Source organism: Lactobacillus sp. ESL0260, assembly GCF_003692935.1.
Classification (GTDB): domain Bacteria; phylum Bacillota; class Bacilli; order Lactobacillales; family Lactobacillaceae; genus Lactobacillus; species Lactobacillus melliventris.
The window spans coordinates 17933-43206 of record NZ_REHO01000012.1; the positions used below are offsets into that span (position 1 = coordinate 17933).

The 25274-nt window shown below is 36.4% G+C and carries 21 protein-coding genes, 1 tRNA gene and 1 other annotated feature; of the genes, 4 read left to right on the forward strand and 18 right to left on the reverse strand.

All coding sequences use genetic code 11. The features are described from left to right. Positions 1 to 7 precede the first annotated feature (7 nt). The 9 genes from nusB to F5ESL0260_RS05750 all read right to left on the reverse strand — a co-directional run bounded on the left by nusB (position 8) and on the right by F5ESL0260_RS05750 (position 7729). On the reverse strand, positions 8 to 400 hold the full coding sequence (nusB, locus tag F5ESL0260_RS05710; RefSeq protein WP_110446241.1) for a transcription antitermination factor NusB: 393 nt from the start codon (positions 398 to 400) through the stop codon (positions 8 to 10). Further along, positions 378 to 836 (reverse strand): Asp23/Gls24 family envelope stress response protein, encoded by a 459-nt coding sequence (locus F5ESL0260_RS05715; protein WP_046325072.1) that lies wholly within the window; start codon positions 834 to 836, stop codon positions 378 to 380. Before F5ESL0260_RS05715 ends, nusB begins: the two co-directional genes overlap by 23 nt. A gap of 17 nt (positions 837 to 853) precedes the next feature. Next, positions 854 to 1423, reverse strand: coding sequence for an elongation factor P (gene efp, locus F5ESL0260_RS05720; protein ID WP_046325073.1), 570 nt, complete (start codon positions 1421 to 1423; stop codon positions 854 to 856). 72 nt (positions 1424 to 1495) lie between these two features. Continuing rightward, positions 1496 to 2605: a Xaa-Pro peptidase family protein gene (locus F5ESL0260_RS05725; protein WP_110446242.1), complete on the reverse strand. Its 1110-nt coding sequence runs from the start codon at positions 2603 to 2605 to the stop codon at positions 1496 to 1498. 143 nt (positions 2606 to 2748) lie between these two features. After that, the gene (rpmA, locus tag F5ESL0260_RS05730; RefSeq protein ID WP_038523172.1) at positions 2749 to 3042 is read right to left on the reverse strand and encodes a 50S ribosomal protein L27; all 294 of its coding nucleotides are present in this window, start codon (positions 3040 to 3042) and stop codon (positions 2749 to 2751) included. Positions 3043 to 3055: 13 nt separating this feature from the next. Next, positions 3056 to 3370: a 50S ribosomal protein L21 gene (gene rplU, locus F5ESL0260_RS05735; protein WP_046332289.1), complete on the reverse strand. Its 315-nt coding sequence runs from the start codon at positions 3368 to 3370 to the stop codon at positions 3056 to 3058. A gap of 13 nt (positions 3371 to 3383) precedes the next feature. After that, positions 3384 to 3458 (reverse strand) — a sequence feature (ribosomal protein L21 leader region). A gap of 87 nt (positions 3459 to 3545) precedes the next feature. Further along, positions 3546 to 4385, reverse strand: coding sequence for a YitT family protein (locus F5ESL0260_RS05740; RefSeq protein ID WP_046325076.1), 840 nt, complete (start codon positions 4383 to 4385; stop codon positions 3546 to 3548). Between the two features lie 173 nt (positions 4386 to 4558). Continuing rightward, entirely contained in the window at positions 4559 to 5878 is a 1320-nt protein-coding gene (locus F5ESL0260_RS05745; protein ID WP_122026276.1) for a DUF2325 domain-containing protein, read from the reverse strand. 87 nt (positions 5879 to 5965) lie between these two features. Beyond that, the gene (locus F5ESL0260_RS05750) at positions 5966 to 7729 is read right to left on the reverse strand and encodes a DUF2207 domain-containing protein (protein ID WP_122026212.1); all 1764 of its coding nucleotides are present in this window, start codon (positions 7727 to 7729) and stop codon (positions 5966 to 5968) included. Between the two features lie 201 nt (positions 7730 to 7930). On the opposite strand from F5ESL0260_RS05750, the gene F5ESL0260_RS05755 reads away from it, so the two are divergent. After that, a tRNA-Arg gene (locus F5ESL0260_RS05755) sits at positions 7931 to 8004 on the forward strand. Between the two features lie 194 nt (positions 8005 to 8198). Here the strand turns inward: F5ESL0260_RS05755 and F5ESL0260_RS05760 are convergent. Continuing rightward, a complete protein-coding gene (locus F5ESL0260_RS05760) occupies positions 8199 to 8390 on the reverse strand; it encodes a hypothetical protein (protein WP_109586450.1) in 192 nt (63 codons plus the stop codon). Between the two features lie 961 nt (positions 8391 to 9351). Beyond that, positions 9352 to 9837, reverse strand: coding sequence for a hypothetical protein (locus F5ESL0260_RS05765; protein ID WP_052724654.1), 486 nt, complete (start codon positions 9835 to 9837; stop codon positions 9352 to 9354). Between the two features lie 510 nt (positions 9838 to 10347). Here F5ESL0260_RS05765 and F5ESL0260_RS05770 point away from each other — a divergent pair. Beyond that, complete coding sequence (locus F5ESL0260_RS05770; RefSeq protein ID WP_110446246.1) at positions 10348 to 11385, forward strand: PTS transporter subunit IIC; 1038 nt, start codon at positions 10348 to 10350, stop codon at positions 11383 to 11385. A 67-nt stretch (positions 11386 to 11452) separates the two neighbouring features. Here F5ESL0260_RS05770 and F5ESL0260_RS05775 read toward each other — a convergent pair whose 3' ends face one another. From F5ESL0260_RS05775 to F5ESL0260_RS05785, 3 genes are all read right to left on the reverse strand, one after another. Beyond that, positions 11453 to 13078 carry an amidohydrolase gene (locus tag F5ESL0260_RS05775; protein WP_122026214.1) on the reverse strand — a complete coding sequence of 542 codons (1626 nt, stop codon included), beginning with the start codon at positions 13076 to 13078 and terminating at the stop codon, positions 11453 to 11455. 14 nt (positions 13079 to 13092) lie between these two features. Next, the gene (locus tag F5ESL0260_RS05780) at positions 13093 to 14283 is read right to left on the reverse strand and encodes a nitrate/nitrite transporter (RefSeq protein WP_122026215.1); all 1191 of its coding nucleotides are present in this window, start codon (positions 14281 to 14283) and stop codon (positions 13093 to 13095) included. Positions 14284 to 14565: 282 nt separating this feature from the next. Next, positions 14566 to 15573 (reverse strand): LuxR C-terminal-related transcriptional regulator, encoded by a 1008-nt coding sequence (locus tag F5ESL0260_RS05785; RefSeq protein WP_122026216.1) that lies wholly within the window; start codon positions 15571 to 15573, stop codon positions 14566 to 14568. A 135-nt stretch (positions 15574 to 15708) separates the two neighbouring features. Here F5ESL0260_RS05785 and F5ESL0260_RS05790 point away from each other — a divergent pair, with 135 nt between their 5' ends. Next, positions 15709 to 16065, forward strand: a complete 357-nt coding sequence (locus F5ESL0260_RS05790) for an arsenate reductase family protein (RefSeq protein ID WP_110446250.1) — start codon at positions 15709 to 15711, stop codon at positions 16063 to 16065. Positions 16066 to 16170: 105 nt separating this feature from the next. Then, positions 16171 to 18573 carry a Xaa-Pro dipeptidyl-peptidase gene (locus tag F5ESL0260_RS05795; RefSeq protein ID WP_122026217.1) on the forward strand — a complete coding sequence of 801 codons (2403 nt, stop codon included), beginning with the start codon at positions 16171 to 16173 and terminating at the stop codon, positions 18571 to 18573. Between the two features lie 77 nt (positions 18574 to 18650). On the opposite strand, the gene carB is transcribed toward F5ESL0260_RS05795, so the two are convergent. From carB to F5ESL0260_RS05815, 4 genes are read right to left on the reverse strand one after another with little or no spacing between them, the layout of a single operon-like run. Then, a complete protein-coding gene (gene carB / locus F5ESL0260_RS05800) occupies positions 18651 to 21833 on the reverse strand; it encodes a carbamoyl-phosphate synthase large subunit (protein ID WP_122026277.1) in 3183 nt (1060 codons plus the stop codon). Next, positions 21826 to 22911 carry a carbamoyl phosphate synthase small subunit gene (locus tag F5ESL0260_RS05805; RefSeq protein WP_122026218.1) on the reverse strand — a complete coding sequence of 362 codons (1086 nt, stop codon included), beginning with the start codon at positions 22909 to 22911 and terminating at the stop codon, positions 21826 to 21828. Before F5ESL0260_RS05805 ends, carB begins: the two co-directional genes overlap by 8 nt. Continuing rightward, positions 22908 to 24185: a dihydroorotase gene (locus F5ESL0260_RS05810; RefSeq protein WP_122026219.1), complete on the reverse strand. Its 1278-nt coding sequence runs from the start codon at positions 24183 to 24185 to the stop codon at positions 22908 to 22910. Before F5ESL0260_RS05810 ends, F5ESL0260_RS05805 begins: the two co-directional genes overlap by 4 nt. Then, positions 24185 to 25141, reverse strand: coding sequence for an aspartate carbamoyltransferase catalytic subunit (locus F5ESL0260_RS05815; protein WP_046325085.1), 957 nt, complete (start codon positions 25139 to 25141; stop codon positions 24185 to 24187). The genes F5ESL0260_RS05810 and F5ESL0260_RS05815 overlap by 1 nt, the downstream gene beginning before the upstream one ends. Positions 25142 to 25274: the final 133 nt, after the last annotated feature.

Consider the following 25274-nt stretch of genomic DNA (forward strand, 5'->3'; position numbering starts at 1 on the left):
GATATTTTTAGATAAAGTTTGCTAACATACCATTAATAAATGGTTTATCTTTGGGATCAGCAAACTCATCACACAAGTTCAAAGCCTCATTAACTGCAGCTTTTGGCTCAATTTCTTTACTGTATTTTATTTCATACAGAGCAACTTCCAAGATGGCCAGCGAAATTTGGTTAATACGGTTAATCCGCCAGTTTTTCTTTAAAAATCCGGCTAATTCACCTTTTAACTCATCCCGCTTTTCAATTACTCCTTCAATTATTTCTTTAGAATAAGCAGGAAGTTCTTTCAAATCAAGCATTGCAACGGTTTTGGCTTCAACTTCACTAGCCGTATATTTAAGATCTTGGTTTGCTAAATAAACGGCCTGCATTGCGACTCTACGACTTTCGTGTTGATTCATTTTTACCCTTTTCATCTATGTCAGAAAACAGTTGTGAAGTACCACTACCATCCTCTTCTTCCTCATCTGGGAATTCTAGACCGGTAACATGCACGTTAATTTCGCTAAGAGTTAAATCTGTCATCTGTAAAACCTGTTGTTTCAAAGACTTCTGCAAGTTCGTTGCTATTTGAGGCACATTTTTTCCTGCCTCAATGCTAACGTAGACATCCGCAGTTAAATTGTGTTCGTCATCAATGTTAACAGAGACGCCTTTGCCATGGTTTTCTCTACCTAATACGCGATTAATTCCAGATTTGACGTTACCGTGCATTTCGGCAACTCCATCCACTTTTTCGGCAGCAATCCCCATAATAACTTCAAGAACACTAGGATCAATTTCAATTTCTTCACCGTTATTTTTATCATCTAAGACAATTTTTGAACTATCTGCCATTTTTTTACCTCGAAAAATTATTTATTTGCGCGAGATACGTATGTACCATCGACCGTATTAATTACTAAAACGTCTCCTTCATTGATGAAGAAAGGTACGTTAACAACAAGACCCGTTTCCATTGTTGCGGGCTTACCACCACCTGATGAGGTATCTCCCTTAATATTAGGCTCTGTTTTGGTAACCGTCAATTCAACAGTGTTCGGTAATTGAATTCCTAATGTTTTACCATCATGCATAATTACACTGACGTTCATATTTTCCTTTAAGAATTTAGCTTCGTCTGTTACTTGTTCATTAGGAATTGCCAGCTGGTCGTAGGTTGTTGTATCCATAAAGACGTAACTTGAACCATCATTATACAAGTACTGCATAGCCTTGGTCTCTATTTCTGCAGTTTCAACTTTAGCGGTTGAGCGGAAAGTGTATTCCTGCACTGCACCAGTGTTCAAACTCTTTAGCTTTGAACGAACAAAGGCGCTACCTTTACCTGGCTTAACATGCTGAAATTCAACAATTCGCCATAAGTCATTATTATACTTAATAGTTAAACCATTCTTAAACTCATTAACTGAAATCATTGTCATATTGAGTACCTCATCTCCATAATATTATCTTACCAATTAGTAAGCGATTTTACTATAATTATTATTTATCTTTTACAAAGAAATTAAGTCGTCTTTAGGTAAAGTTGATAGTGTTTCAGGACAGTTATCGTTGATTAAGATGTCGTCTTCGATCCTGACACCACCCTTATTTGGCAAATAAATTCCTGGTTCAACTGTATGAACCATATTATTAATTAGTTCTTGTTTACCAAAAGGCAGAGCCGGCTGACAAAGTTCATGTATCTCAAGTCCTATACCATGACCTATTCCGTGGCCAAAATATTGGCCATATCCTTGTTCAGTAATATAGCTTCTGGCTGCTCGATCAACATCAGAACCGTGGTTGCCGGCAACTGCAGCTTCAATGCCCCGTCTTTGCGCTTCGTGGACGATTTTGTAAATTTTATGCATTTCCTGGTCAACTTTGCCAACCGCAACAGTCCTGGTAATGTCAGCCGCATAGCCGTGATAAAATGCACCAAAATCGATTACAACCATGTCACCATTTTCAATCATTTTGTCACTGGCAACCCCGTGAGCCCAGGCAGAACGTACACCTGAAGCAATAATGGTATCAAAACTAGGACCATCACCGCCATTGACTTTGAAATAGTAATCTAATTTAGCTCCTATTTTCCTTTCAACAGCTCCCGGTTTAATTAAAGGCAAAATTTCATTGAAACTATCCATCGAAATGTTAATGGCTGTACGTAATGTTTCTAATTCAAGGGAGTCTTTGATATTGCGAACTTGTTCGACTAATTCTTGACAAATCTCAAAATCAACTTGCGGGTTTAGTTTTTGCAATTTCGTAAATTCAACCGCTGAAACGAACTCCCCTTCGATTAAAACTTTTTGCAAGTTAGCTTTTTGCAATTGATTAGTAATTTCAACGTCTTGATCTTTCGTTTTCATTACCACGTCAATTTCGCCTGGAGCTTCAGCCTTAATCTGGTCATTAAAGCGTGAGTCCGACAGTAATATCCGCTCCCCTTTGGCAGTTAAAATTAATTGTGCTTCTTCACCGGTAAAATTAGTAAGATAACGGTAATTAGCTTGATTAAAAATCAGCAAGCCATCGGCATCACGCTCTTTAATTAGTTCGGTTACTTTCTGTATGCGCCTGTTGATTAGTGTTAATAAATCATTTTGTTCAGTCATGCTTGTATTCTCCTGTATATCAAACTTTTACCTCAATTTTAACCCCAAAGGGATATACAATACCATCACATCATTACTTTTTTAAATAAAACAGAAAAAAGACGAGAAGCATATGCTTTTCGTCTTTTGGTTTAAGAACTAAATTACTTAGCTTCTTCTTCAACCGGAATAACAGAAACTTGTTTTCTGTACTTGTCTTTCCGCTCAAATTTAACTACACCATTTACCAAAGCAAACAGAGTGTCATCTCCACCTTGGCCAACATTTTTACCAGGGTGAATCTTTGTGCCACGTTGACGATAAATGATTGAGCCAGCGTGAATAGTTTGACCATCAGCAGCCTTAGCACCTAAACGACGACCTGCTGAATTACGTCCGTTGGCAGTAGAACCTCCACCCTTGTGGTGGGCAAATAATTTAAGATTTAAAATATTCATTATTATTTCACCTCTAGTTTAATTCAATTTTCTCAACTGTAACCTTAGTATAAGGTTGACGGTGACCATATTTTGAATGTGAGTGCTTTTTAGGCTTGTACTTAAAGGTTACAACCTTTTTTTCCTTACCTTGCTTTTCAACCTTAGCAACAACTTTAGCACCTTTAACTAACGGTGTACCAACTTTAACGTCCTTGCCGTCTGAAGTAAGAACTACTTCATCAAAAGTAACTTCTTTACCTTCTGCAGCATCAAGCTTTTCAACAAAAACACTATCGCCTTCAGCAACTTTATATTGCTTTCCACCGGTTTTAATAATTGCGTACATTTACTACCCTCCAAAAATTACTTAGACTCGCCAATTGAGGTGCTCTAACCAAGACTTATGACCTCAAAATGTGCGGTTGCAGATGTGGAGGAACCCACAAATACAACTACTACATCATACTACTATCAGGTTCAATTAGCAATAAAAAATGTCTTCTTTATCTGCTAAATAAGGTTTAAATTTGCCATTTACCACCATGCACTTTAGCAATGTTTTCGGTGACGATAAATGCTTCACTATCAATTTTACGAGCTTTAGCAACTAGCTGACCATATTCGTTAGTATCAACAACAATCACTAGCTGTTGCTTATCCTGATCACTATAACCACCTACGACATTGTAAACGGTCAGCCCATCATAATCCTGCTGCAACATTTGACGAATTTTTTCTAACTTATTGTTACTCATAATGCGCACCTGATATTTTTTATCAAACCCAGTTTCTGTATAACGCATAGTCATTGTAGTAATTACCTGAGAAAAAGCGGCCAGCAGAAAAGCTTCAGTACCATCAACAAAGATATTCAAAAAAATGACAGACATATCAATAACCATTAATGATAATGCGGGATCAATATAAAAATACTTTTTTATAATCAGAGGCGGAATGGTAGTTCCTCCAGATGAAGCGTTAATGCGATATAGCATTGAAACACCAACACCCATTAAGACCCCGCCATAGATAACTGCAAGCATATTATTAGAAGTCAGTTTAAAACTAGGTGTAATTGCCATTAACACAGGTACTAAAAGGCTGCCTAAAGCCACCTTTTTTAAAGTTTCTTTACCTAAAAAAACGGCAGCTAAAATAAGCATCAGAGCATTGACCACAAATACCGAAAGAGAGCGGTTAATTCCCCAAACAGCATCAATCAATATTGAAATACCTGTAGAACCACCTGCAGCAACATTAATAGGAGCATAAAAGAAATTTATTGATATTGTAATTATTTCCAAACCAGCTAAGAAAAAAAGCCAATATTGCCAGGTATGCTTTTGCGTTTTTGTTTTCATCTCATCTTCCTTCCATAAAATTGTTATTTAATATTGTACAGGAAAAGAGCCAAATCATGCAAGAAATATGGGCTTTCCTATTTAACCTGCAGTAAAATTGCATGAGCAAAAACACAAAGCTGACCTTAATTTCTTAAATTATTAAGAAATTATAAAGAAAATCATTATGACTATCAGTCAGCAACCTGATAATTGATTGTCTGATTTCCTTCATATGCCGGTAAACCCTTTTCAGCACGGTATAAAGCTCGCTCAAACGCTTGGTAGCCTTTACTTGAACTAACTGCAAATTTGATGTGATACTTACTGGCAAATTCACTGATATTCCAAGTACTGTCATGGGCAGCAAATGCCGTTACCAGGATTACAATATCCAAATCCTTGATCTGATTTTCCATGATTTTTTTCTTACCTTGGAAAGCATCAATGGGGATAGGTATACCATTATACCTTTTGACTATCCCTTCCAACATCGCCTCATTCTGGTTATTGCCAATAGCAATGCCTACTCGTTGATAATGTAAATCCAATGCCAGTTTAGTTAAGTTATCATCTTTTTCTGCAGTAGTACTTTTTTTCTTTTTAGCCGGACTAGGCTTCTGCGGTTGCTCAAGCTCATAAATCCAGCGAATTTGAATTGCCTCTTCCGGGCTTTTTTTCAAACGAACATCGCCGTCATACCATGCCAAATCAACAATTGAACCGTCAACTAATCTAATACTTTCATCCCAATACTTACTCGAATCAACGGGAAAAAGAACCGCCTTCCCATTAACACGCAATTTTTTTCCTTGTGCATTGCGGGTAATAGATAAATGGCCTGCACGTCCTTGCACTACCGCATATTTAAATGTTGAGATTGAATCAACTTCCATAGACGGCAGTTCACGGAAACCAACAACGCGTAAAATTGTTGCTTCATAATGTGAATCTTTATCTTCTGGAACGGCCTCTACTATATCACCACTTTTTAAGTTTAAAGAATGAATTTGAGACTCTTTCATGGTGTACACTCTTCTGTTGCTGTCGTTAACTAAATCACAGCCTGACAGTAAACGAATTACTGTATAGCGTTTGCCCTTTCGATAATCTCTCTTACTCTTTTGGGGAATTTCAAGTGCTTCTTCAAAAACTTTTTTATCAATCATATCCTTAGGCGTTTGCAGCAGATTAATTGCTTGCTTTAGGTTGACTAAATTTTGGCGATATTTTTTATTAATATTTGGAGCAAGCGTTAGTTTTTGAATTGCCGAAAGTGCTGTGTTCTTACTGGCAATATCTCCAGGATTTTTAATTAACCGGGCTAAGCTGGTTAAGAGCAAATTAAGTTGCTCTAGATCAACTTCGATATTATTTTTAGCTGTTACTGTTGCAGTCTGCTCATCAGTCATGCCCAAAATTAATTTAATTGCTGCTATCCCATTCTTTAAGCTCTTATCATCTCCCGCCGTCTGATTAAGAATTCTTTTTAAATTATTGCGATAATCGAACATCATTTTACCTATCTTTTTAGAAATTTACTTAATTATAGCAAAGACAAAAGCCAAACTTCAGGCCAGGTTTTAAGTCAAATAATTAAACTAGAAAGCCCCTCCACCAGAGCCTCCACCAAAACCGCCGGATGAACCACTGGAGAAACTGCTAGAGCCAGAAGATATACCGTCACTAAAACAAGAATCAAAGTTGGAAGAAAAACTGTCTTTTCCCGTGTTTGATATAAAACCATAATAGAAGTAATTACTGTTTTGAATCTCTTCCTCACTGAATTCGATTTTCATTTCTTTCATGACTTTGTCTGCTAAACCGAAAGAAACGGCATAAGGCATAATATCTTCCCATAGTATGAGATCACCGACATCTTTCATTTTAAACTTGCCGATATCTCTTAGCATTTTCTTGAAACCGCGTATTTTTTCAGTTTCATTTTTGCCTTTTTCAGAGTATATGCCAATCTTTTTATTACTATAAACTAAAGCAAGAAGACTCAATAGCAGAATTAAAGCTTCACCTATAACTATTATCAAAAGATATTTTAAAGAACTTGTTAATGCAATTACCGCAGACGCAAAGCTCACTGCCATCGTCAAAATAATAATACCGATAACTTTAGCCCGACTATTGGTCAACGTATCAGGTAAATATATTTGTTTTTCTTTACTGTCAAAATAATTAGTTGCCCAGGTATCAAAAGAGTTTCCAAGCTTTTTACCATGGTACTTTTTCAACTCTTGCGTCGTGAATTGGTTACCATCACCAACGCTATTGAATAGAGTTTTGATTAAAATATCATTATCAAGAATACCTTTGTCTAGCAATGTTATCTGGTAATAAGTTTTACGATGAACCTTAAAATCTTCTATCTTGATCTTTTTCTTAGCCGCTAAGCTAATTAAATATGCCGTAAAGGCCTTATTATCGGGCTTTTTAGCAGTATCCAAAATTTGCGCTAATACTGGATCTACATCAGGTATTTCATAATTATGAGCTAATTCGCGACTCTTGCGCGGCTTCAAACCAGCTGCTTTTGTCCTGAAGCCTTTAATAATTCCCAGTAGTCCGACAATCAAACCTAATGCTATTAGCCAAATACTTCTTCTTTCTTTTTTCTGCCTATTTCTAATAGTTGCTTGAGCTAATTCTTTCTCTTGCTTGATAACTGCTTGGCGGTGATTCTTGTTTTTAACATTTTTATTTTTGGCTGTGATACTCACAGGGAAAATAGTATGAACTTCGATACCGGTGTCGCCAGCAAGATTCTCAGCTATCATAACAATTTTTCCTTTTTTCGGATTAACTTTAAGGTAGCCATCAAGTGGTCCGTGGGCCCAGGCTTTCAGTCCTCTAACTGGTCCAGGGAAAATAACGCTGGCCTTGACATAGTCTAAGTCAGTGTCCCAACCATTACCAATAATCTTAAAATTAAGTTCAGCAATGTCGCGATAATTAGTAATGGCGTTGGTTATGCGATAAAAATACGTCACAGTAAAATGGCTGTGATTTTTTATAGGATAAAACACTTTAAAGCGATATCCACGTTTCATTTTTTTAAGAACATAGTTATTAACTGTTTGTCTCTTTTGATTTTCATTTTTTACCTGTACTTTTACGTCTTCAATTTTTTGATTTGAATTTAAAGCTTGCCGGTAATAAACGCCATGTGCTCGACTATTGAATTGGTAGGTAATTGCCCTTTTCATCGACAAAGAACCATCAGGATTAACTTTGGCACTTGTGATATTTTTAGCAATATCATAATCAACATCGGCTTTTACTTTTTGTACAGGGCTTAAGCTAACTAGAAGCATGCCTAAGAGACAGATAAATTTTAGTAATTTATGTTTCATAATTTTTCCAATCATTTAAAATAATTATTTTAATTATACCGATTACAAACTACAATTAACATATTAATCTTATAATCTCTTCTTTGCCAACATCAATCTTGCTTTAAAATTATTTAAACAAAATCGCAATTTCTGGTTGCAATTACAAAAATTTTTCTCTATAATAGTTACTGTTCTTGCGCAGGAATACGCAAAACTGACGGTCTGGTAGCTCAGCTGGATAGAGCAACGGTCTTCTAAACCGTGGGTCGTGGGTTCGAATCTCACCCGGATCATTCTAAATGGTTTTTATTGATTTTTAATAATTATAAATCCCGTTATATCAACAATTTTATTTTTATTGATTATTATTAAGTTTAAAGTTGGCTAACATAGAAATAGCCCTAGCAATTAAGCTAGAGCTATTTTTCTATTTCTTTTATAAATATACATTATGGCATTTTTAAGATCTCCAAATGTAAAAAAGTGATCAATTATTCTGTTTTAACTCTTCTCTTCTTATCTTGATGTATTCTAATGTTTTGTCTAAATCTTCTTCATCTGCATATTTAAGAATGAAATTTTTAGAATCTGATCTTCTCCTAATATAATTCATTCTTTTTTTATGCGCATCATTCCACTTTTTATTTGCTCGCTTTTGAGCCTCAGTTAGTTTAGCCATTTGATCACTCCTAAAATTAAAACAATTACCATAACTGTAACTAATATTGTTTTACAGAATGTTTTGAGTCTTAAGTCAATCTTTGTTTTATTTGTCAAATTTCCTTTTTTTAGTTTCAAAGTTATAAATTTTATTCATTGTAACAGATACTTTTCTATAATATAATGTTTTTATAAAAAACAAAGAAGAGAAGCCTTTTCCCTGTTTTTCATCTTTTTTTTTCATCTTTTATAGATGATTTCAAAAGCTATTATCCCGAGATTTATTTTGAAGTGAAGCTCGATAGTAGCTTTTTATTTTCTCTTTTTTTCTTCATGTCTCTCACCTCCTTACATATTATGTAATACATTCTTTAGAGTGCATCGCAAATAATGTTTTGCAATTTTTTCTAAAAAAAGTTAATATTAATTTAGAAGTTACTTTCAAACTTCTTTTACTTTATAGCTCCCATTTGGGAGTTTTTTATTTAAAAAATTAAAAATAATTACAATGATCAAATTTCATTTTTTCTTTTTCAAATTTTTTGCTCTTTTTTATTTCATCAATAACATATTGATACATGTCAACTATTGGAAAATATAGAGTTGCAAATGTGGTAATAAGTTTCAAAAGAAGCAAAAAATACCATTCAAGCTGTTAGATATTTTTATTGTAGAGACCTAAGAGGAGACATCTGTCCAAGCTGCCGTAGCTAGCAAAACTTGACAAATAGTCGTAAGGATCGCTGTGATCTGTATTCCCCAAATTATGTGTTACCCAGTTGTGCGTTTTTACATCTTCTTTTTATTTTTATTTTGTGGCGATTTAATAATATCAAGGCAGAAGCTAAAAGTATAAAAAAGAACGATGAAATCATCGTTCTTTTTTCGTGGTCTGAGAACTAGTTTTTCCCAGACTCTTTTAAATAATAAGTCATTTTAATCAAAAACAGAATCTCTTCTATAATTTAACCAGCTTGCCATTAATTCTTCTTGATTTTTGATATCAGAACCCTTTGCCGTTTAGGATTCAAGCGGTAGTAACCTGAAAAGATTCCTAAAAATGTCAAGACTATGGTTCCGCCAACTAGCAGCAATATACTGTCTTCATGAAGTTCTCCGATAAATTCATATAAAGAAGATACCATCTTTAACCAGCCACCAAGAGAAACAAAATACCATGCAGTTGCTTTGTCAATAAAACTCATAGCTGTCCGTAAATCCGATTCATTTTTGATAATACTGCCTAGAATTTTGACTGCTCGTCTCTTTTCTAGGTATATTTTGACAATCGGTATAATCCAGTAAAGAGGAGAAATTTTAGGCTGTGCTTTGCTTGACTGATTAAATTCTTTTAAAAACCATTCATAGTCATAAAGCTCCATTAATCCCTGATATAGAGGAAAAGCGAATAGCAACCAGTCACCCAAAAAACTGATACAGTTAATAAACAGTGTGATAATAAACACTTCTTTCTTTTACAATAGAATAAATTTATATTTTACTTGAGAATATTCTAGTCGTTACTAAAGAGTTATTCAAAGCATTTATTTTTAATTTTTTAGTTTTCTAGCTCTAGTAATATTAAAAATATAATATCAAGTTGATTTAGTATTTTAATATAAACTTACTTGTATTACTTAAGCAGGATAATTTTAAATTGCTTAAGTAATTGCTGTATCAACTTTTTAAAATTAAATTAAATTAGGACTTGCTTTTTATTTATTATTAAGTTATGATATTGCTTAAATATTTATGAGAGGTAAAGATTATGACGGCAATTAAAAAAATTAATCAACCGCAAGTTAAATATTATTTCTGGTACTTCAGCTATTTGATCTGAGTGCCTAGTTTGTCATTGTCTTAGACACACAGTTCAATCTTCATGACAATTGTGTGTTCAAAGACTTAAGTACTTTCTTCTCTGAAGACTCACACAGTTGTCGTCATCTGTGTGAGTTTTTATTTAGGAGAGTAAAATGAATACTTTGAAAAAGATTACGCTAGATACCCTAAACGGCTTATCAACTGGTATAGTTGTAGCCTTAATTCCGGGAGCCCTAATTAACCAGCTGGTAAAAGCTCTTTTACCCAGTATGCCACAACTAAGTTTTATCTTAGCCTTAACTACCTTTGCTTCAGCGTTGTTACCAGCAATTAGTGCAGTATGCGTCGGCATGACTGGTAAATTGACACCTATTCAAACTTCATCCATCGCTTTAGCGGCAACAGCAGGCGCTGGTAATTTCATGATGAATAATGGTAAAGTCACTGTAACAGGCAGTGGTGATGTTATTAATACCGCGATTACGATTATGATTGCTTACGGACTAGTATTGTTTTTTGGTAAAAAATTAAAGGCATACACGATTTTACTGGTTCCCCTTTTAGTTTTACTAATAGCAGGTGGAATCGGCTGTCTGACGCGCATACCTGTTGGTCAACTCACCAGTTTAATCGGTTTAGGAGTCCAAAAACTCACAGACTTGCAGCCAATTATTATGGGCATGCTGATGGGAATAGTATTCGGTCTACTTATTGTTTCTCCGATTTCTTCAGTCGGTATCGCCACAGCAATCAGCATTTCCGGTATTGCTTCTGGCTCTGCTAATCTCGGTATTACTGCCGTTTCCTTTGCATTAGCAGTTTTTGGATGGAAATCCAATAATTTCGGGACATCAATTGCTCACTTCTTGGGTTCTCCTAAAATGCAAATGGCTAATTTAATGACTAATCCTAAATTACTTATTCCACTTTTAATTAATGCCGGTATCATGGGTGGTTTAGGAGCAGTCTTTCAAATTCAGGGAACACCAATGAGTGCGGGCTTTGGTTTTTCTGGTTTAATCGGTCCCATAGCGGCAATGGCTAATCGGTCCGCAAATTTGTTCAATATTCTTTTAATCGCGATTCTTTTCTTCTTTTTGCCAATTGCATTGGGCATATTGATGAACTACCTCTTTAATAGCAAAGTACATCTTTTTACAAGTAAAGACTTTGAACTAGATTTCAATTAATTTCAAAACAAACAAAAACTGATAGTTATCAATCATGATCGGTAACTATCAGTTTTTTAGTTTTAATTTACTTATCGCGCTTATAAACCAGCTTGCCATCAGAAAATGTTAGGTTAACTTTAGCAAAGCGAATTTCTTGCGGATCAATGTCAAATAAATTTCTATCTAATACGATGACATCAGCCAATTTGCCGGGTTCCAAAGTTCCCAGTTCATTTTCAAAAGATTCAGCATAGGCCGACCACTTGGTATGAGCCTGCAAAGCTTCAGTTAAAGTAATTGCATGTTCTGGGAAATAACCTCCATCTGGCTTACCTTCATTTGGTTCACAACGCGTTACAGCCGCATAAATTGTCCAAATTGGATTTACAGAGTATACAGCTGGAAAGTCTGAACCAAAAGCCAAATGGCTTCCCGCATCAAGTATTTCACGGTATGGCCACGTGTGAGACAATCTCTCTTTACCAATACATGGCAAATATCCTCCACTCATATAGTCTCCTATACAATGTTGTGGTTGAACTGCACACATCACGTTTAGACTCTTTAATCTGGCGATATCATCTTGTCTAATCATATCAATATGTTCTAATGAATTGTGCAAAGTTAACTTGCCAATTTTACTTTTTGCATATTCATATGCATTAAGGGCCATTGTACTTGCCTGATCACCAATAGTATGTATTTTGACAGGAAAGCCTTCCTTTTGGGCTGCTAGAACATATTTGTTGAGCTCATCCTGAGTTAAAGACGTATCACCAAATTTTCCAGGATCATTATCATATTCTTTACTCAAAAAGGCAGTATGAGCTTCAACTACACCGTCAAGAACTTGTTTTAATCCTGCGACTCTATGCTTATTAGTATGGTACTTTCTCTTCAGTTCTTTCGCACCAGCAATATCTGTCAAGGATGGAAATGATGTAATTCTGGTAGTTAATTCTCCAGATTGCTCTAATTCATCAAATATTTCCGGGATATTGTCATTTGTTAGTCCTGAAGGATAGACATCAGCGACTGAGGTAATACCTAATTCACGAAAATGCTTCAGACATTTCAACAAAGATTGTTTCAGTGTCGGCACATTTAAAACTTCGTCCATCATGGCTTTTGTTGCTGGTGGTTCGTATAGAATACCATTTAGTTCACCTTTCTTGTCATGACCATAAATTCCACCTTGAGGATTAGGCGTATCTTTTTTAATACCAATCTTCTCTAGAGCTATAGAATTGCACCAGACGGAGTGAAGGTCAAATGAATTTAAACATACTGGACGGTCTAAATTTAAAGCATCTAGTGATTCTTTTGAGGGAGTATGAGGATTATCCCAAACTTCTGCATACCAACCTGTACCATATATCCATGGATTATCAGGATGCGAATCAGCAAATGATTTAACCATTTGTACACATTCTTCCTCACTCTTACAATTCATCATTTGAATGCAAAAGTCCGGATCATTTTGAACAGAACCTAGCGAAATGTGCATATGAGAATCGTTAAAGCCGGGCATAATCAAATGATCACCACAATTAATCACGGTGGTTTTTTCATCAATATAACCAGTCATTCTATCTAACGGCACGATCTTCAAGATGCGATTTCCCTTGATTAAAACGCAACCAGATATTGGCTTATCACCAGCACCAGTAAAAATAGCTGATCCTTTTAAAACGAAATCTGCTTTTTCCATTTTTTCTTGCCTTTCTATTTATTTTTTGCTTTACTACCAACTTCAGGCAACGCCAATATACATAGTATCGATAATCCAAAAATTAATGACTCAATCCCCAGATTTTTAGCGTAGTCGTTTCCAGCAATCTTGGACACAATAATTGGAATAAAATATGATATCAGCATTGAAACTGTACCAACTATTCCGCCAGCACTACCAGAATATTTCTCTCCTATTTCTGGAAATTGTATTGGCATAGCTTGAACTATTGGTCCACTAATTGCAGTAAAGAAGCCATTAATTACTAACATGGCCCATAAAAAGAACCCAGCTGGTGTATACCAGGTAAAGTACATTACGATCGCACCAATTAATGTCGTTACGGTCAAAAACATCTTATAACGACCAAGCTTGTTGCACCAAGCTGGACCAATTAAAGAGCCAAAGAAACTACCGACAGTAACTACAGAAGACATAATTCCGGCTGTCGCATTATTAATATGTTGACCTAAATTAAGCGCCTGCGGTAAAAAGCCAGCATAAGCAGTTGTTGAGGCGATTCCTAAGCCAGCACAAATTGAGACAATCCAGGTATTTTTACTTTTAATAGCAACTTTTAAATATTTCATTGTCGGTTCTGCTGGCGGCAATGATTCGCCTTTAGGAGTATCACGAACAAAAACTATCCAGCAAATAGTTAAGACTAATAATGAAACAGATGAAAACATGTAAGCAGCATTAACAGACGGAAACCATGAACTAGTGATTTGAGCCAAAGTTATTCCCAAGCATGAAGCTGCGTAGAATACACCCATGGCAGCATCCGTATCTTGCTTAAACCAGGTACCCAAAACTTTAATTAAGTTGGCATTTAAAAGTGAAATAAAAATACCGCATAATAAGAGCATTATCATCATCATGGCAAAATTAGATGCAATAAACCGGCCAAATGCACCTATGATGGATAAAATGCAACCCACAGATATTACCTTTTTAGAGCCAAATTTATCTCCTAAAGAACCAGCCGGAATACTGAGCACAACGGCTACGAGCATTGGGGCCATTAAAAGAGCCGAAAACTCAGCAGTCGTAATATGTAATTGAGGCATAATAACCGTGGCCAACGCTGAAACCTGAAACTGAATATAATTAGCAATAAAACACAACAAACTAACAATCGTTAGAATCACCCAGCGATAAGCAGGCAATTTTTGTTTCTCCATAACTTTTTCTCCTTTTCTTTTTGATCCATTTATGGATTAAATTCATAGATCAAATTAAGCAAAAAAGAGTAATGATGCAATCAACTTTCGTTGTATTTTAAGCATAAAATGTGCTGCAACTAAGCAATTTTAAAAACTAAACTTTAGTAGTAGATGCCAAAACTCTAAAAAACGGTGCTATAAAATATTGGCAAAACTGAAAAAGACTGAAAAATCACTCACCAGTAACATGATTTTCCAGTCTCTATGCTTGAACTTGAGATTTAGCCAATTAGTTTTAGCTTATTTTTCTTTATATTCCATAAAAACATGCATTAGCTGACTGCGGCGATCAACAGCTAATTTTTTATAAATGCTGTAAATATGTGTTTTCACAGTTCCTACAGAAATATACAATTCATCAGCTATTTCCTGATTCTTCTTTCCCTTTAAAACTAGTCTTAATATTTCTGATTCTCTTTTTGTCATATTGTAATAATTACAGAATTCAACAACTTGACTTTCTTCGCTGGCATTTTCCTTTTCGTGAAGCATAGATTGATATTGATTCATTTTTTGCTGCACTAAAATTTCTAAGTTATTTTTATTTGCCTCTTCTTCTTCCTTTTTAGCAAACCAAATAATTAATAAAGACAGGATAATTGAAAAAAGATCTTCATTAAAACCGATAACTCTCATATAACTGGTTAAAATGACAAAACTATTTTGATTTAAATCATTCAAAAGCAAAAATAAGATTCCTTCTAAGCATGACAACGTCATAAAAATAGTAGTTAATATTACAGCACGATCGTAATATTTTTTCTTACTATTTTTTCCTTTAGCATCTGATTTAAAAGTGTTACAAAAATAAATTATGCAAAGAAATAAAATACTAGCATCCTGGGTACTCCTTTGGAGTACTCCCACATTTTGTTCATTATAAGAATTTAACACAAAAGCGACATTTAACAAGGAGACGGCAAAAATAGGGAGATAGTATAAAATTTTGGGTTTCTTATTTATCATGCTGGACATCAGTTTAACATAACAAATTCCACCTATTATAAATGCCAAAATTCTAATTAAATAAAACGCTCTGGTATCAATCTGGTAATTACTATTAGTGACTTTCAGCAAATCTGATGAAAATGCTATCGTGCTGTCAATTATTAACGTTACATAAAGCAGGCCCACATAGTAAAAAATACTATTATTAGTGGTTTTATAAGCATATTCTGAAACATTTATTACCCATAAATAAAGAACTAAAAAGGCAATATTATAAATATAAACAAATATTTCTTGCAAAATTGCAACTCCCAAATTTTATTTCAAAACTATACACTGAGTTTAACATAATACATCCTAAATTATAAAAATGTTTTTATTATTGTATTTTTGCTTGCTATCATTGCTATAATTTAAGCAAAGGAGAGCATGAAAATGATAAAATTTTACGGTTATAAGCGCTGCTCAACTTCAAGAGCAGCTCAAAAATGGTTAACAGAGCACAATGTTAAATTTGACTTTCAGGATTTGGTAGAGCAACCACCCGAGAAAGCTGACTTAATCAATTGGCTTACCCAACATCAGGATCGCGGGTTAAAGTACTTTTTCAACACTCACGGACAAGACTACCGCAAACTGCATCTCAAAGATCAGGTAGCTGATATGTCAATTGCCGCAGCAGCAGATATGATGTCCAAAAATGGTAAATTGATTAAACGACCATTGGTGGTTGAAGGTGAAAAACTGACCTGCGGTTTTAATGAAAAAACCTACCAAGAAGTTTGGCTATAGCATATCTAAAGAAAGAAGATTTTTTAAAACCTTCTTTCTTTTATTTAATAACTGGCTTTCTATTGATCTTAAGAACAGGTAAAATAATACAAAAAGGAGAATTTTATGAAATACAATCAATACGCTTATGTCAAAACTGATTACCAAACAGAAGTTAAAGAATTGCAACAAATTAAATTTTTACCAGCCGATTATGAAAAGCTTTCTTTTGCTGATCTGCTAGCTGAACTCACAGCAAATGCAGTGGCAGTAGTCGACCCCAATGATGCAAGTGCACGAAAGGCAAAATTAGCCGAGTTTGCTGTATCAGAAACACAAACACTCAAGCAATTTTTAGACGGCAATCCAGTAAAAATATTGTCTCACCAATTCTATAACGTCGCCTTGCAACTTTTAGGGTACCACGTTGGGTACGATTATCAACTGGCAGATCCTCTAAAATTCATGAAAAAGCAGGCGTTGCCCTATATTGCAGATATTAATGATCAGCAAGCACTCATCCGCGCCTTTTATCGTTTATTAAATACTCGTGCTAAAAACGGACAGCTTTTAATTGATGTGATGGCGGGTGAAGGCTATTTTTATAACCGCAAAAGCCAATTTACCAAAAATAAGTTTCTCTATTTTAATGGCAAAAGTATGCCAGTTTTTGATACCAGCAAAATAATCAGAGAAGTAGTTTACGTTGAAAGTGACCTTGACACTGATGGCGACGGCAAGAGCGATCTCCTGCAAACAACCATTTTTCGACCAGTTGAAAGTGAAAATATGCCGGTACCAGCATTATATACAGCTAGTCCCTATTTTGGCGGTATCATTGATAATGAAAAGCGTAACCATAACGTTGACGAGAATTTAAGTGATGCGACTGAATGGGAAAATCCGCAATATCAAGCTGCTGCTATTGTTAAAGCTCAAAAACCAAACACTGATGATACTGTGTCATATAAGCCGGTCGAACAAGCCGTTGGTAAATCTTCCTATGGCTTAAACGAATATATGTTAGCTCGCGGCTTCGCCAGCGTCTTTGCTGGCGCTATTGGTACCCGCGGTAGTGATGGCCTCAGAATTACCGGCGCACCAGAAGAAACCGAAAGCGCAAAAGAAATAATAGAATGGTTACATGGAGACAGAATCGCCTACACTGATAGATCTCGCCAGCACGAGACTAAAGCTACTTGGTGCAACAAAAAGATTGGGATGACAGGACGGTCTTATTTAGGAACCTTGCAAATAGCTATTGCAACTACTGGTGTTGCCGGCTTAAAAACGGTTATTTCTGAAGCTGCCATTTCTTCCTGGTATGATTATTACCGTGAGCATGGATTAGTAATAGCGCCAGAAGAATGTCAAGGAGAAGACCTAGACATGCTGGCAGAAACTTGTCAGTCCAACTTATGGGATGCAGGAGACTACTTAAAGATCAAACCTAAATTTGACGCAATGCAAAAGATTTTATTAGACAAAGCTGATCGTAAAACCGGCCAGTATTCTGATTTCTGGGAAAAACGCAATTATCGTCATCATACCAATAATATTAAGTGTTCCTGGATTAGTGTCCACGGTCTCAATGATTGGAATGTCAAGCCGAAAAATGTTTACAAAATTTGGCAAAAAGTCAAAAATCTTCCTGTAGAACATCATCTTTTCTTGCATCAAGGTCCCCACTATAACATGAACAATTTAGTTTCAATTGATTTTACCGACCTGATGAATTTGTGGCTGGTTCATGAACTATTAGGTCTTGAAAACAACGCATATCAGCAATGGCCAACTGTCTTAGTTCAGGATAATCTAAAAGCAGATAAGTGGCATGAAGAAGAGGATTGGAGCAATGATAGCGGAAAAGAAACAGTTTATTTCCCAGCTGATGACAATGAATTAGCAACGGACACAAGTAGCGAAAAGAAAGTTTCCTTCACAGATGTAGGCGGAACCGAATTTAAAAAAGCCAAAATTTCTGAAAATGACTGGCAATACCAGTTTATTTGTGGCAACAAGAAATGGGCTCAAGCAAGTTTGCGCTTCACGACCGATGAATTTATTCATCCAGTAACAATAGTTGGTCGACCAGAAATAAGAATGCGGGTAGCATCCAGTCTTAACAGAGGTCAAATTTCTGTAGCTTTAGTCGAAATCGGCGATCGTAAACGGTTGACAGCTACTCCCAGAATCTTAATGCCAGGAGGCCAAGAATTAGGCTTTCATTTTCAATTAGACTCCCTGCAAGAATTTATGCCAGATAAGCTGACTCATGCTAAATTAATTACCAAGGCTCATATGAATTTGCAAAATTACGCGGATATGAAAAAGCCAAGTAGTATTAAAGTCGGTGAATTTTACGACTTACAATTTAAGCTGCAGCCAACATACTACACAATGCCTGTTGGCAGCAAACTTTGCTTAATTATTTATTCAACCGATCAGGGAATGACCAAGAGACCCCTTGAAAATACGACTTATACAATAGATCTGTCTGAATCCGCTATTAAATTTAGTATTAAATAAAATTTAACTGTACTTAATTTTTTAAGTACAAAAAGAGCAACTGTTGTTTACGCAGTTGCTCTTTTGCTTATTAAATTTTATTTTATGCTTATTGTAGAAAACGAGCGGTTTTCTAAGGCAGTTAGAAGTGCACGGGCAGTGTCCAAGCTAGTAATTAAAGGAATATTTTGCTGGATGGCAGCTTGACGAATAATAAAGCCGTCAGAAGTTTTCGCCAAATCATGTCCCATAGTGTTTATAACCAAATCAATTTTCCCATTTTTAAACTCATTTAAAATATTAGCCTCACTGTGCTGATGAATCTTATCAACCAGAGTAATAGGTAAATGATTTTGTTTTAGGAAACTGGCCGTACCACTGGTAGCAAAAATACGATAACCAATTTGAGCAAATCTTTGAGCAATAGGTAATATTTCCTGCTTATCGCGGTCTTCAATGGTTAACAAAATGTTGCCACTGTCTGGTATTTGCATGTTGGCTCCTGAAAAAGCCTTATAAAGTGCTTTTGGAAAACTCAAGTCGCTGCCCATGACTTCGCCAGTTGATTTCATTTCCGGCCCCAAGTAGCTATCAACATCTGAAAGTTTACTAAACGAGAAGACTGGTGCTTTAACACTAATCATTTTTGTTTCTGGTGCCAGACCATCTTTATAGCCTTGCTCCTTTAGACTTTCACCCATAATTACCCGAGTAGCAACCTGAGCCATTTCAATACTGGTAATTTTACTTAAAAATGGCACCGTACGACTGGCACGGGGATTAACTTCAATAATATAAATTTCTCCACCGCGCTCAATTAACTGCAAATTCATTATTCCACGGCAATTAAGCTTTAAAGCCAGTTTTTTGGTAATGTCAGCGATTTTTTGCTTAATGGCAGGTGAAAATGTTTGAGCCGGGTAGACGGCCATAGAATCTCCAGAGTGAACGCCAGCATGTTCAATATGCTCCATTATTCCAGGAATAAGTACTTCTTCTCCATCACAAATAGCATCAACATCACACTCTCGACCATCGAGGTAATCATCTACCAAAATTGGATGACTGCTGGCAATGTCAACATGGTTGTGCAAGTAGTCTTCAAGTTCAGGTTGATTGTAAACAATTTCCATTGCCTTTCCACCTAATACATAACTTGGTCTGACTAAAACTGGGTAGCCCAGCTTCTCAGCTGCTTTAATAACGCCAGCATGTGTGGTAGTGGTGATTCCTTGCGGCTGCTTCAAACCTAATTCTTTTACTACTTGGTCAAATAATTCTCGATCTTCAGCTCGATTAAGATCTTCTACACTAGTTCCTAAAATCTTGACACCATGTTTTTCCAAACCAGCGGCCAGATTGATTGAAGTTTGACCACCAAACTGAATAATTACACCTTCTGGTTGCTCTAAATCACAAACATTTAACACATCTTCTAAAGTTAAAGGCTCAAAATATAATTTGTCAGAAACAGAAAAATCAGTTGAAACAGTTTCGGGATTTGAATTAATGACAATAGCTTCATAACCCATCTTTTGCAAGGCTTTAACGCAGTGAACTGTGGCATAATCAAATTCTACACCCTGGCCAATGCGAATTGGACCTGAACCAACTACCAACACTGACTTCTTGGAAGTTCTCTGACTCTCATTTTCGGTATCATAAGTAGAATAAAAATAAGGAGTTTGAGAAACAAATTCACCTGCACATGTATCAACCATTTTATATACTGGTAGCAAATGATTTTGCTTGCGCAAAGTTCTTACTTTGTCTTCATCTTCATGCCACAAATTAGCGACTGTATGATCACTAAAGCCATACTTTTTAGCATTTTTAAGGACCTCTAGATCATCAGGATTTGCGGCAATATCTTTTTCTAAATCGACAATATGCTTAACAATATCTAAAAAGTAAAAATTAATTTTAGTTAATTCATGCAAGTCCGACATTGAATAACCCCGCCGGAAGGCTTCAGCTAAGTAGAAAAGACGATCATCCTGCGCTCTAACCAGTTTATTTTCGAGGTCTTCATCACTGGCTTTATGGGCTTCAACTGAATAAAAATCTTTTTGATCGATTTCCAGGGAACGAACGGCTTTTTGAAAGGCTTCTTCAGCCGTTCTTCCTATTGCCATAACCTCCCCAGTTGCTTTCATCTGCGTACCCAGTTCGCGATTAGCTTTGGCAAATTTATCAAAAGGCCAGCGTGGTATCTTGCAGACAACATAGTCCAATGCTGGTTCAAACTCTGCAAAAGTAGTACCAGTGACTGGGTTTTTAATTTCATCTAAAGTCAGACCCACAGCAATTTTGGCTGCCATCTTGGCAATCGGATAGCCAGTAGCTTTGGAAGCCAAGGCAGATGAACGCGAAACTCTGGGGTTAACTTCAATGACATCATAATTAAAACTATTTGGATCTAAGGCTAATTGAACATTGCAGCCGCCCTCAATCTTTAGTGCCCGAATAAGCTTTAAGGAGCAATCACGCAACATCTGATATTCTTTGTCAGATAATGTCTGTGACGGTGAGAAAACAATTGAATCCCCGGTATGAATACCGACAGGATCAAAGTTTTCCATACAGCAGACAATCATAGCATTATCGTCATGATCTCTCATTACTTCAAATTCAATCTCTTTATAGCCTGCAATCGACCGTTCAATTAAACATTCGGTAACCGGAGACAGTTCCAAGCCATTTTTGGCAATTTTTGCAAGTTCAGCGCGATCATTACAAATTCCACCACCGGTTCCTCCCATAGTGAAGGCGGGACGGACAATAATGGGATATCCAATCTTATCTCCGAAATCTAAAGCTTCTTGGACTGTTTTAACACTGGTTGAAGGCGGAACTGGTTCACCCAGTTTTTGACAAAGTTCCTTGAATTTTTCTCTGTCTTCGGCTTGTTCAATTGAATCAAGTTTTGTTCCTAACAGTTCAATATTTAATTCGTCTAGAATGCCGCTTTTAGCTAAAGACAAAGCCATATTCAAACCAACTTGACCACCTAAAGTAGGCAATATTGCATCAGGGTATTCCTTACGAATAATGCGGGAAACTGATTCAACAGTTAACGGCTCAATATAAACCTTGTCAGCAATCGTAGTATCAGTCATGATAGTAGCAGGATTAGAATTAACCAGAACCACTTCATAGCCTTCTTCACGTAAAGCCAAACATGCTTGTGTTCCAGAATAATCGAATTCTGCTGCTTGACCAATAATAATTGGACCTGAACCTATTACCATTATCTTTTTTATATCAGTTCTTTTAGGCATGACTTTCATTGTCCTTTCTTTGATCAATCATTTGCATAAAGTAATCAAAAATCCCTTCCTCGTCGTGTGGACCAGGGGTACTGTCAGGGTGAAATTGAACTGAAAAAGCGGGATATTTTTTATGCCGTAGACCCTCAATGGTCCCATCATTAACTTCTACATGAGTTACCATTAAATTTTCAGGATCAATTGAATCACGACTAACAGCATAACCATGATTTTGAGAGGTAAATCCAATATTCCCAGTAGCAATTTCACGTACAGGATGATTAAAGCCGCGGTGACCGAACTTCATTTTATAAGTTTTAGCACCATTGGCTAAAGCAAAAACCTGATGCCCCATACAAATACCCATGAGTGGTATTTTCTGCTCAACTTCCTGCACCATTTTAGCTGCATCCTTCATTTCAAGTGGATCGCCTGGGCCATTTGACAATAACACTCCATCTGGCTGCAAAGATAAAATTTTTGCAGCTGAAGTCGTGTAAGGCAGAACTATACAATTGCAGTCTCGCTTACTAAGTTCACGTAAAATACTGTTTTTCAAGCCAAAGTCGACAACAACAATATTCCGTTTTGAACCCGGCACAGGATATGATTTTGCAGTTGAAACGCGCTTAACTACTCCTTCAGTAATTTTATTTGCTCTTAAATCAGCAGCAATTGCAGCAGCATTTTCCTTAGAATCGCAGATTTGACCCTTCATTGTGCCGTGCGCGCGCAGTTTTTTAACCAATTTTCTGGTGTCAATTCCCTGAATTCCCGGAATATTTAAGCTCTCCATAAAAGCGGGCAGAGTAGTCTGCATGCGCCAGTTGTCGGGATAGCGCGCAACTTGGTGACAAATCACCCCTTTTATTCCCGGTTCGAGTGATTCATAATCAGCTAGCGTAATGCCATAATTACCAATTAATGGGTTTGTAAATACCAGAATTTGATCGGCATAAGACTGGTCCGTGATTGCTTCTTGATAGCCGGTCATACCAGTGGTAAAAACGACTTCACCTTTGGTTACCCGATCTCCGCCAAAACCTTCACCTGCAAAAATGCTGCCATCTTCCAAAATTAAATATCTCATTTACTTTCCTCCCTTTGAAAAACAATTTTGCCATCAACCATTGTTAATTCCGTTTGACCGAATACTAAATCTTGATTAAAAGGAGTGTTACTTGCTTTGGATTTGAAGTCAGAACTATTGATAGCCGCTTTTTGCTCAAGATTAAAAATGGCAATATCAGCTGGTTGATTTATTGCTATTCTTCCTGCCTTTTTAAGACCAAAGGCCTTGGCTGGAGCGAATGTCAACCAATTTAATAACTGCTGTAATGTGAAAGTACCAGTTTTGACAAATTTGGTGTAAAGCTCACTAAAGGCTGTTTCGCTGCCTACAATACCAAACGCAGCATTTTTGAAGCCACCTTGTTTATCCTTTGCAGTATGTGGTGCATGATCAGTCGCAATCATGTCAATCGTACCGTCCAGTAATCCCGCTATTAGTGCTTTTTGATCTTCCCTGGTTCTTAAAGGTGGGTTCATCTTGAAATTGCTATTATCTTTACCAATATTTTCTTCCCCCAATAAAAGATGATGAGGTGCCACTTCACAGGTAACATTAATACCATGACTTTTAGCAATTCTAATTAATTCAACACTTGTTTTAGTGGAAACGTGACAAACGTGGTAGTGAACCCCAGTCTTTTCTGCCAATAAAAGATCACGCGCAATTTGAGTAGTCTCTGCCAGCTCAGTAATTGGCTCCTGTTTAAGTAGCCGCGCTGTTGGCCCATCATTCATAACGCCATGATTAAAAAGAGAATCATCCTGAGCGTGCTCAGCTATCAGCAAATTATTTTTTCTAGCTTTTTGCATTGCCAAAAACATAGTTTGCGCATCCTGCACTCCTTTACCATCATTACTTAGCGCAACACAACCAGCCTTTTTTAACCCAGCATAATCAGGAATTTCTTTACTATCCTCATCAACTGTGATGGGTGCGTATTGCAAAATATGGACTAAACCAGCTTTGTGATTATTCTGGATCATTTTTGCCAGTAAATCAGGAGTATTAGGAACGGGGTCTACATTAGGCATTGCACAGACTGTAGTAAAACCGCCATGTGCTGCTGCCAATGAGCCAGTTCGGACGTCTTCTTTTTCAGTTTGGCCAGGATCCCGATAATGAACGTGAACATCAACTAGACCAGGGCTAACCAGTTTTTCTTGTGCATTAATCTCTTTTTCAGCTGTTAAATTTTTGCCAATTGCGGCAATCATACCATTTTTGATTAAAAGGTCGCTATGGACTATTTCTCCGCCAGTGTATATGTAACCATTTTTAATAACTGTTGCCATTAGGATAATCCTCCTAAATTGCGTCCCCGCATAACAGCTTCAATCATTGCCATTCTCATAAAGACCCCATTTTCCATTTGACGCACGAACCTACACTTTGGAGCTTCGACCAAATTGCCACTAAGCTCAACATCATGGTTAATTGGACCTGGATGCATAATAATGGCATCATCTTTCATAGCGTTATAGCGTTTCTGATTAATTCCGTATTTGTCATGATATTTTTTAGCATCAAATTTGGCTTCGTTAGGATCTCCTGCATGTCTTTCATGCTGCACCCGCAACAACATCATTACATCCATTTGAGCGACTAATTCATCTATCGGCAGATATTCACCATATTTGTCATATTGTTTGTCATACCAATAATCAGGACCTGAGAAATATACCTTTGCTCCTAACCTGGTTAAAAGTTCCATGTTACTTTTAGCTACTCTTGAATTAGTAATATCTCCTACTATGGCTACCTTGAGATCTTTAAAATGACCAAAATGTTCGTGGATTGTCATCATATCAAGTAAACACTGTGAAGGATGCTGACCGCTACCATCACCAGCATTTATCACACCAATATTAAGGTGTTGGTTTTTATTTGGATATATTAATTTCTCATAATATTCATTTTCCGAATGTCTGATAACCTCAAGGTCAATTCCCAGTGCTGCCATAATTAAAGAAGTATCATACAGAGTTTCACCCTTTTGGGTTGAACTATGAGCAGCATCAAAGGGAATGACTGTCAAACCTAATTTTCTTTCCGCCATTTCAAAACTGGTATGTGTTCTACTCGAATTTTCGAAAAACATATTAGTAACATAAACCGGTTGAGTTAAATGCGGGCGCGCTCCACCATTTTTAAAATATTCTGCGCGCTCGATAAGCGCCCCTACTTCTGCTACAGTTAAATTTTCGACACTGACAAATGATTTTAAGGTTACAAAATTGCTATTTTTCATTTTTTACTCTTTCCACAAAAATAAACCTGAAGCTTTTTAGCTCCAGGTTTACAAAAGGGTCTCTAGTTCAGTCGATGACTCAACAAAATAAACTCAAACCCTTCTGACCCTCTCTGGAGCCAATTAAACGGTT

Bases quoted from the DNA above. Each gene is read 5' to 3' on its own strand.
- F5ESL0260_RS05795 (WP_122026217.1), top strand. From the start codon at position 16,171: ATGAAATACAATCAATACGCTTATGTCAAAACTGATTACCAAACAGAA.
- F5ESL0260_RS05805 (WP_122026218.1), bottom strand. From the start codon at position 22,911: ATGAGATATTTAATTTTGGAAGATGGCAGCATTTTTGCAGGTGAAGGT.
- F5ESL0260_RS05715 (WP_046325072.1), bottom strand. From the start codon at position 836: ATGGCAGATAGTTCAAAAATTGTCTTAGATGATAAAAATAACGGTGAA.
- F5ESL0260_RS05810 (WP_122026219.1), bottom strand. From the start codon at position 24,185: ATGGCAACAGTTATTAAAAATGGTTACATATACACTGGCGGAGAAATA.
- efp (WP_046325073.1), bottom strand. From the start codon at position 1,423: ATGACAATGATTTCAGTTAATGAGTTTAAGAATGGTTTAACTATTAAG.
- rplU (WP_046332289.1), bottom strand. From the start codon at position 3,370: ATGTACGCAATTATTAAAACCGGTGGAAAGCAATATAAAGTTGCTGAA.
- F5ESL0260_RS05750 (WP_122026212.1), bottom strand. From the start codon at position 7,729: ATGAAACATAAATTACTAAAATTTATCTGTCTCTTAGGCATGCTTCTA.
- F5ESL0260_RS05760 (WP_109586450.1), bottom strand. From the start codon at position 8,390: ATGGCTAAACTAACTGAGGCTCAAAAGCGAGCAAATAAAAAGTGGAAT.
- carB (WP_122026277.1), bottom strand. From the start codon at position 21,833: ATGCCTAAAAGAACTGATATAAAAAAGATAATGGTAATAGGTTCAGGT.
- rpmA (WP_038523172.1), bottom strand. From the start codon at position 3,042: ATGAATATTTTAAATCTTAAATTATTTGCCCACCACAAGGGTGGAGGT.
- F5ESL0260_RS05725 (WP_110446242.1), bottom strand. From the start codon at position 2,605: ATGACTGAACAAAATGATTTATTAACACTAATCAACAGGCGCATACAG.
- F5ESL0260_RS05780 (WP_122026215.1), bottom strand. From the start codon at position 14,283: ATGGAGAAACAAAAATTGCCTGCTTATCGCTGGGTGATTCTAACGATT.
- F5ESL0260_RS05775 (WP_122026214.1), bottom strand. From the start codon at position 13,078: ATGGAAAAAGCAGATTTCGTTTTAAAAGGATCAGCTATTTTTACTGGT.
- nusB (WP_110446241.1), bottom strand. From the start codon at position 400: ATGAATCAACACGAAAGTCGTAGAGTCGCAATGCAGGCCGTTTATTTA.
- F5ESL0260_RS05740 (WP_046325076.1), bottom strand. From the start codon at position 4,385: ATGAAAACAAAAACGCAAAAGCATACCTGGCAATATTGGCTTTTTTTC.
- F5ESL0260_RS05790 (WP_110446250.1), top strand. From the start codon at position 15,709: ATGATAAAATTTTACGGTTATAAGCGCTGCTCAACTTCAAGAGCAGCT.
- F5ESL0260_RS05815 (WP_046325085.1), bottom strand. From the start codon at position 25,141: ATGAAAAATAGCAATTTTGTAACCTTAAAATCATTTGTCAGTGTCGAA.
- F5ESL0260_RS05745 (WP_122026276.1), bottom strand. From the start codon at position 5,878: ATGTTCGATTATCGCAATAATTTAAAAAGAATTCTTAATCAGACGGCG.
- F5ESL0260_RS05770 (WP_110446246.1), top strand. From the start codon at position 10,348: ATGAATACTTTGAAAAAGATTACGCTAGATACCCTAAACGGCTTATCA.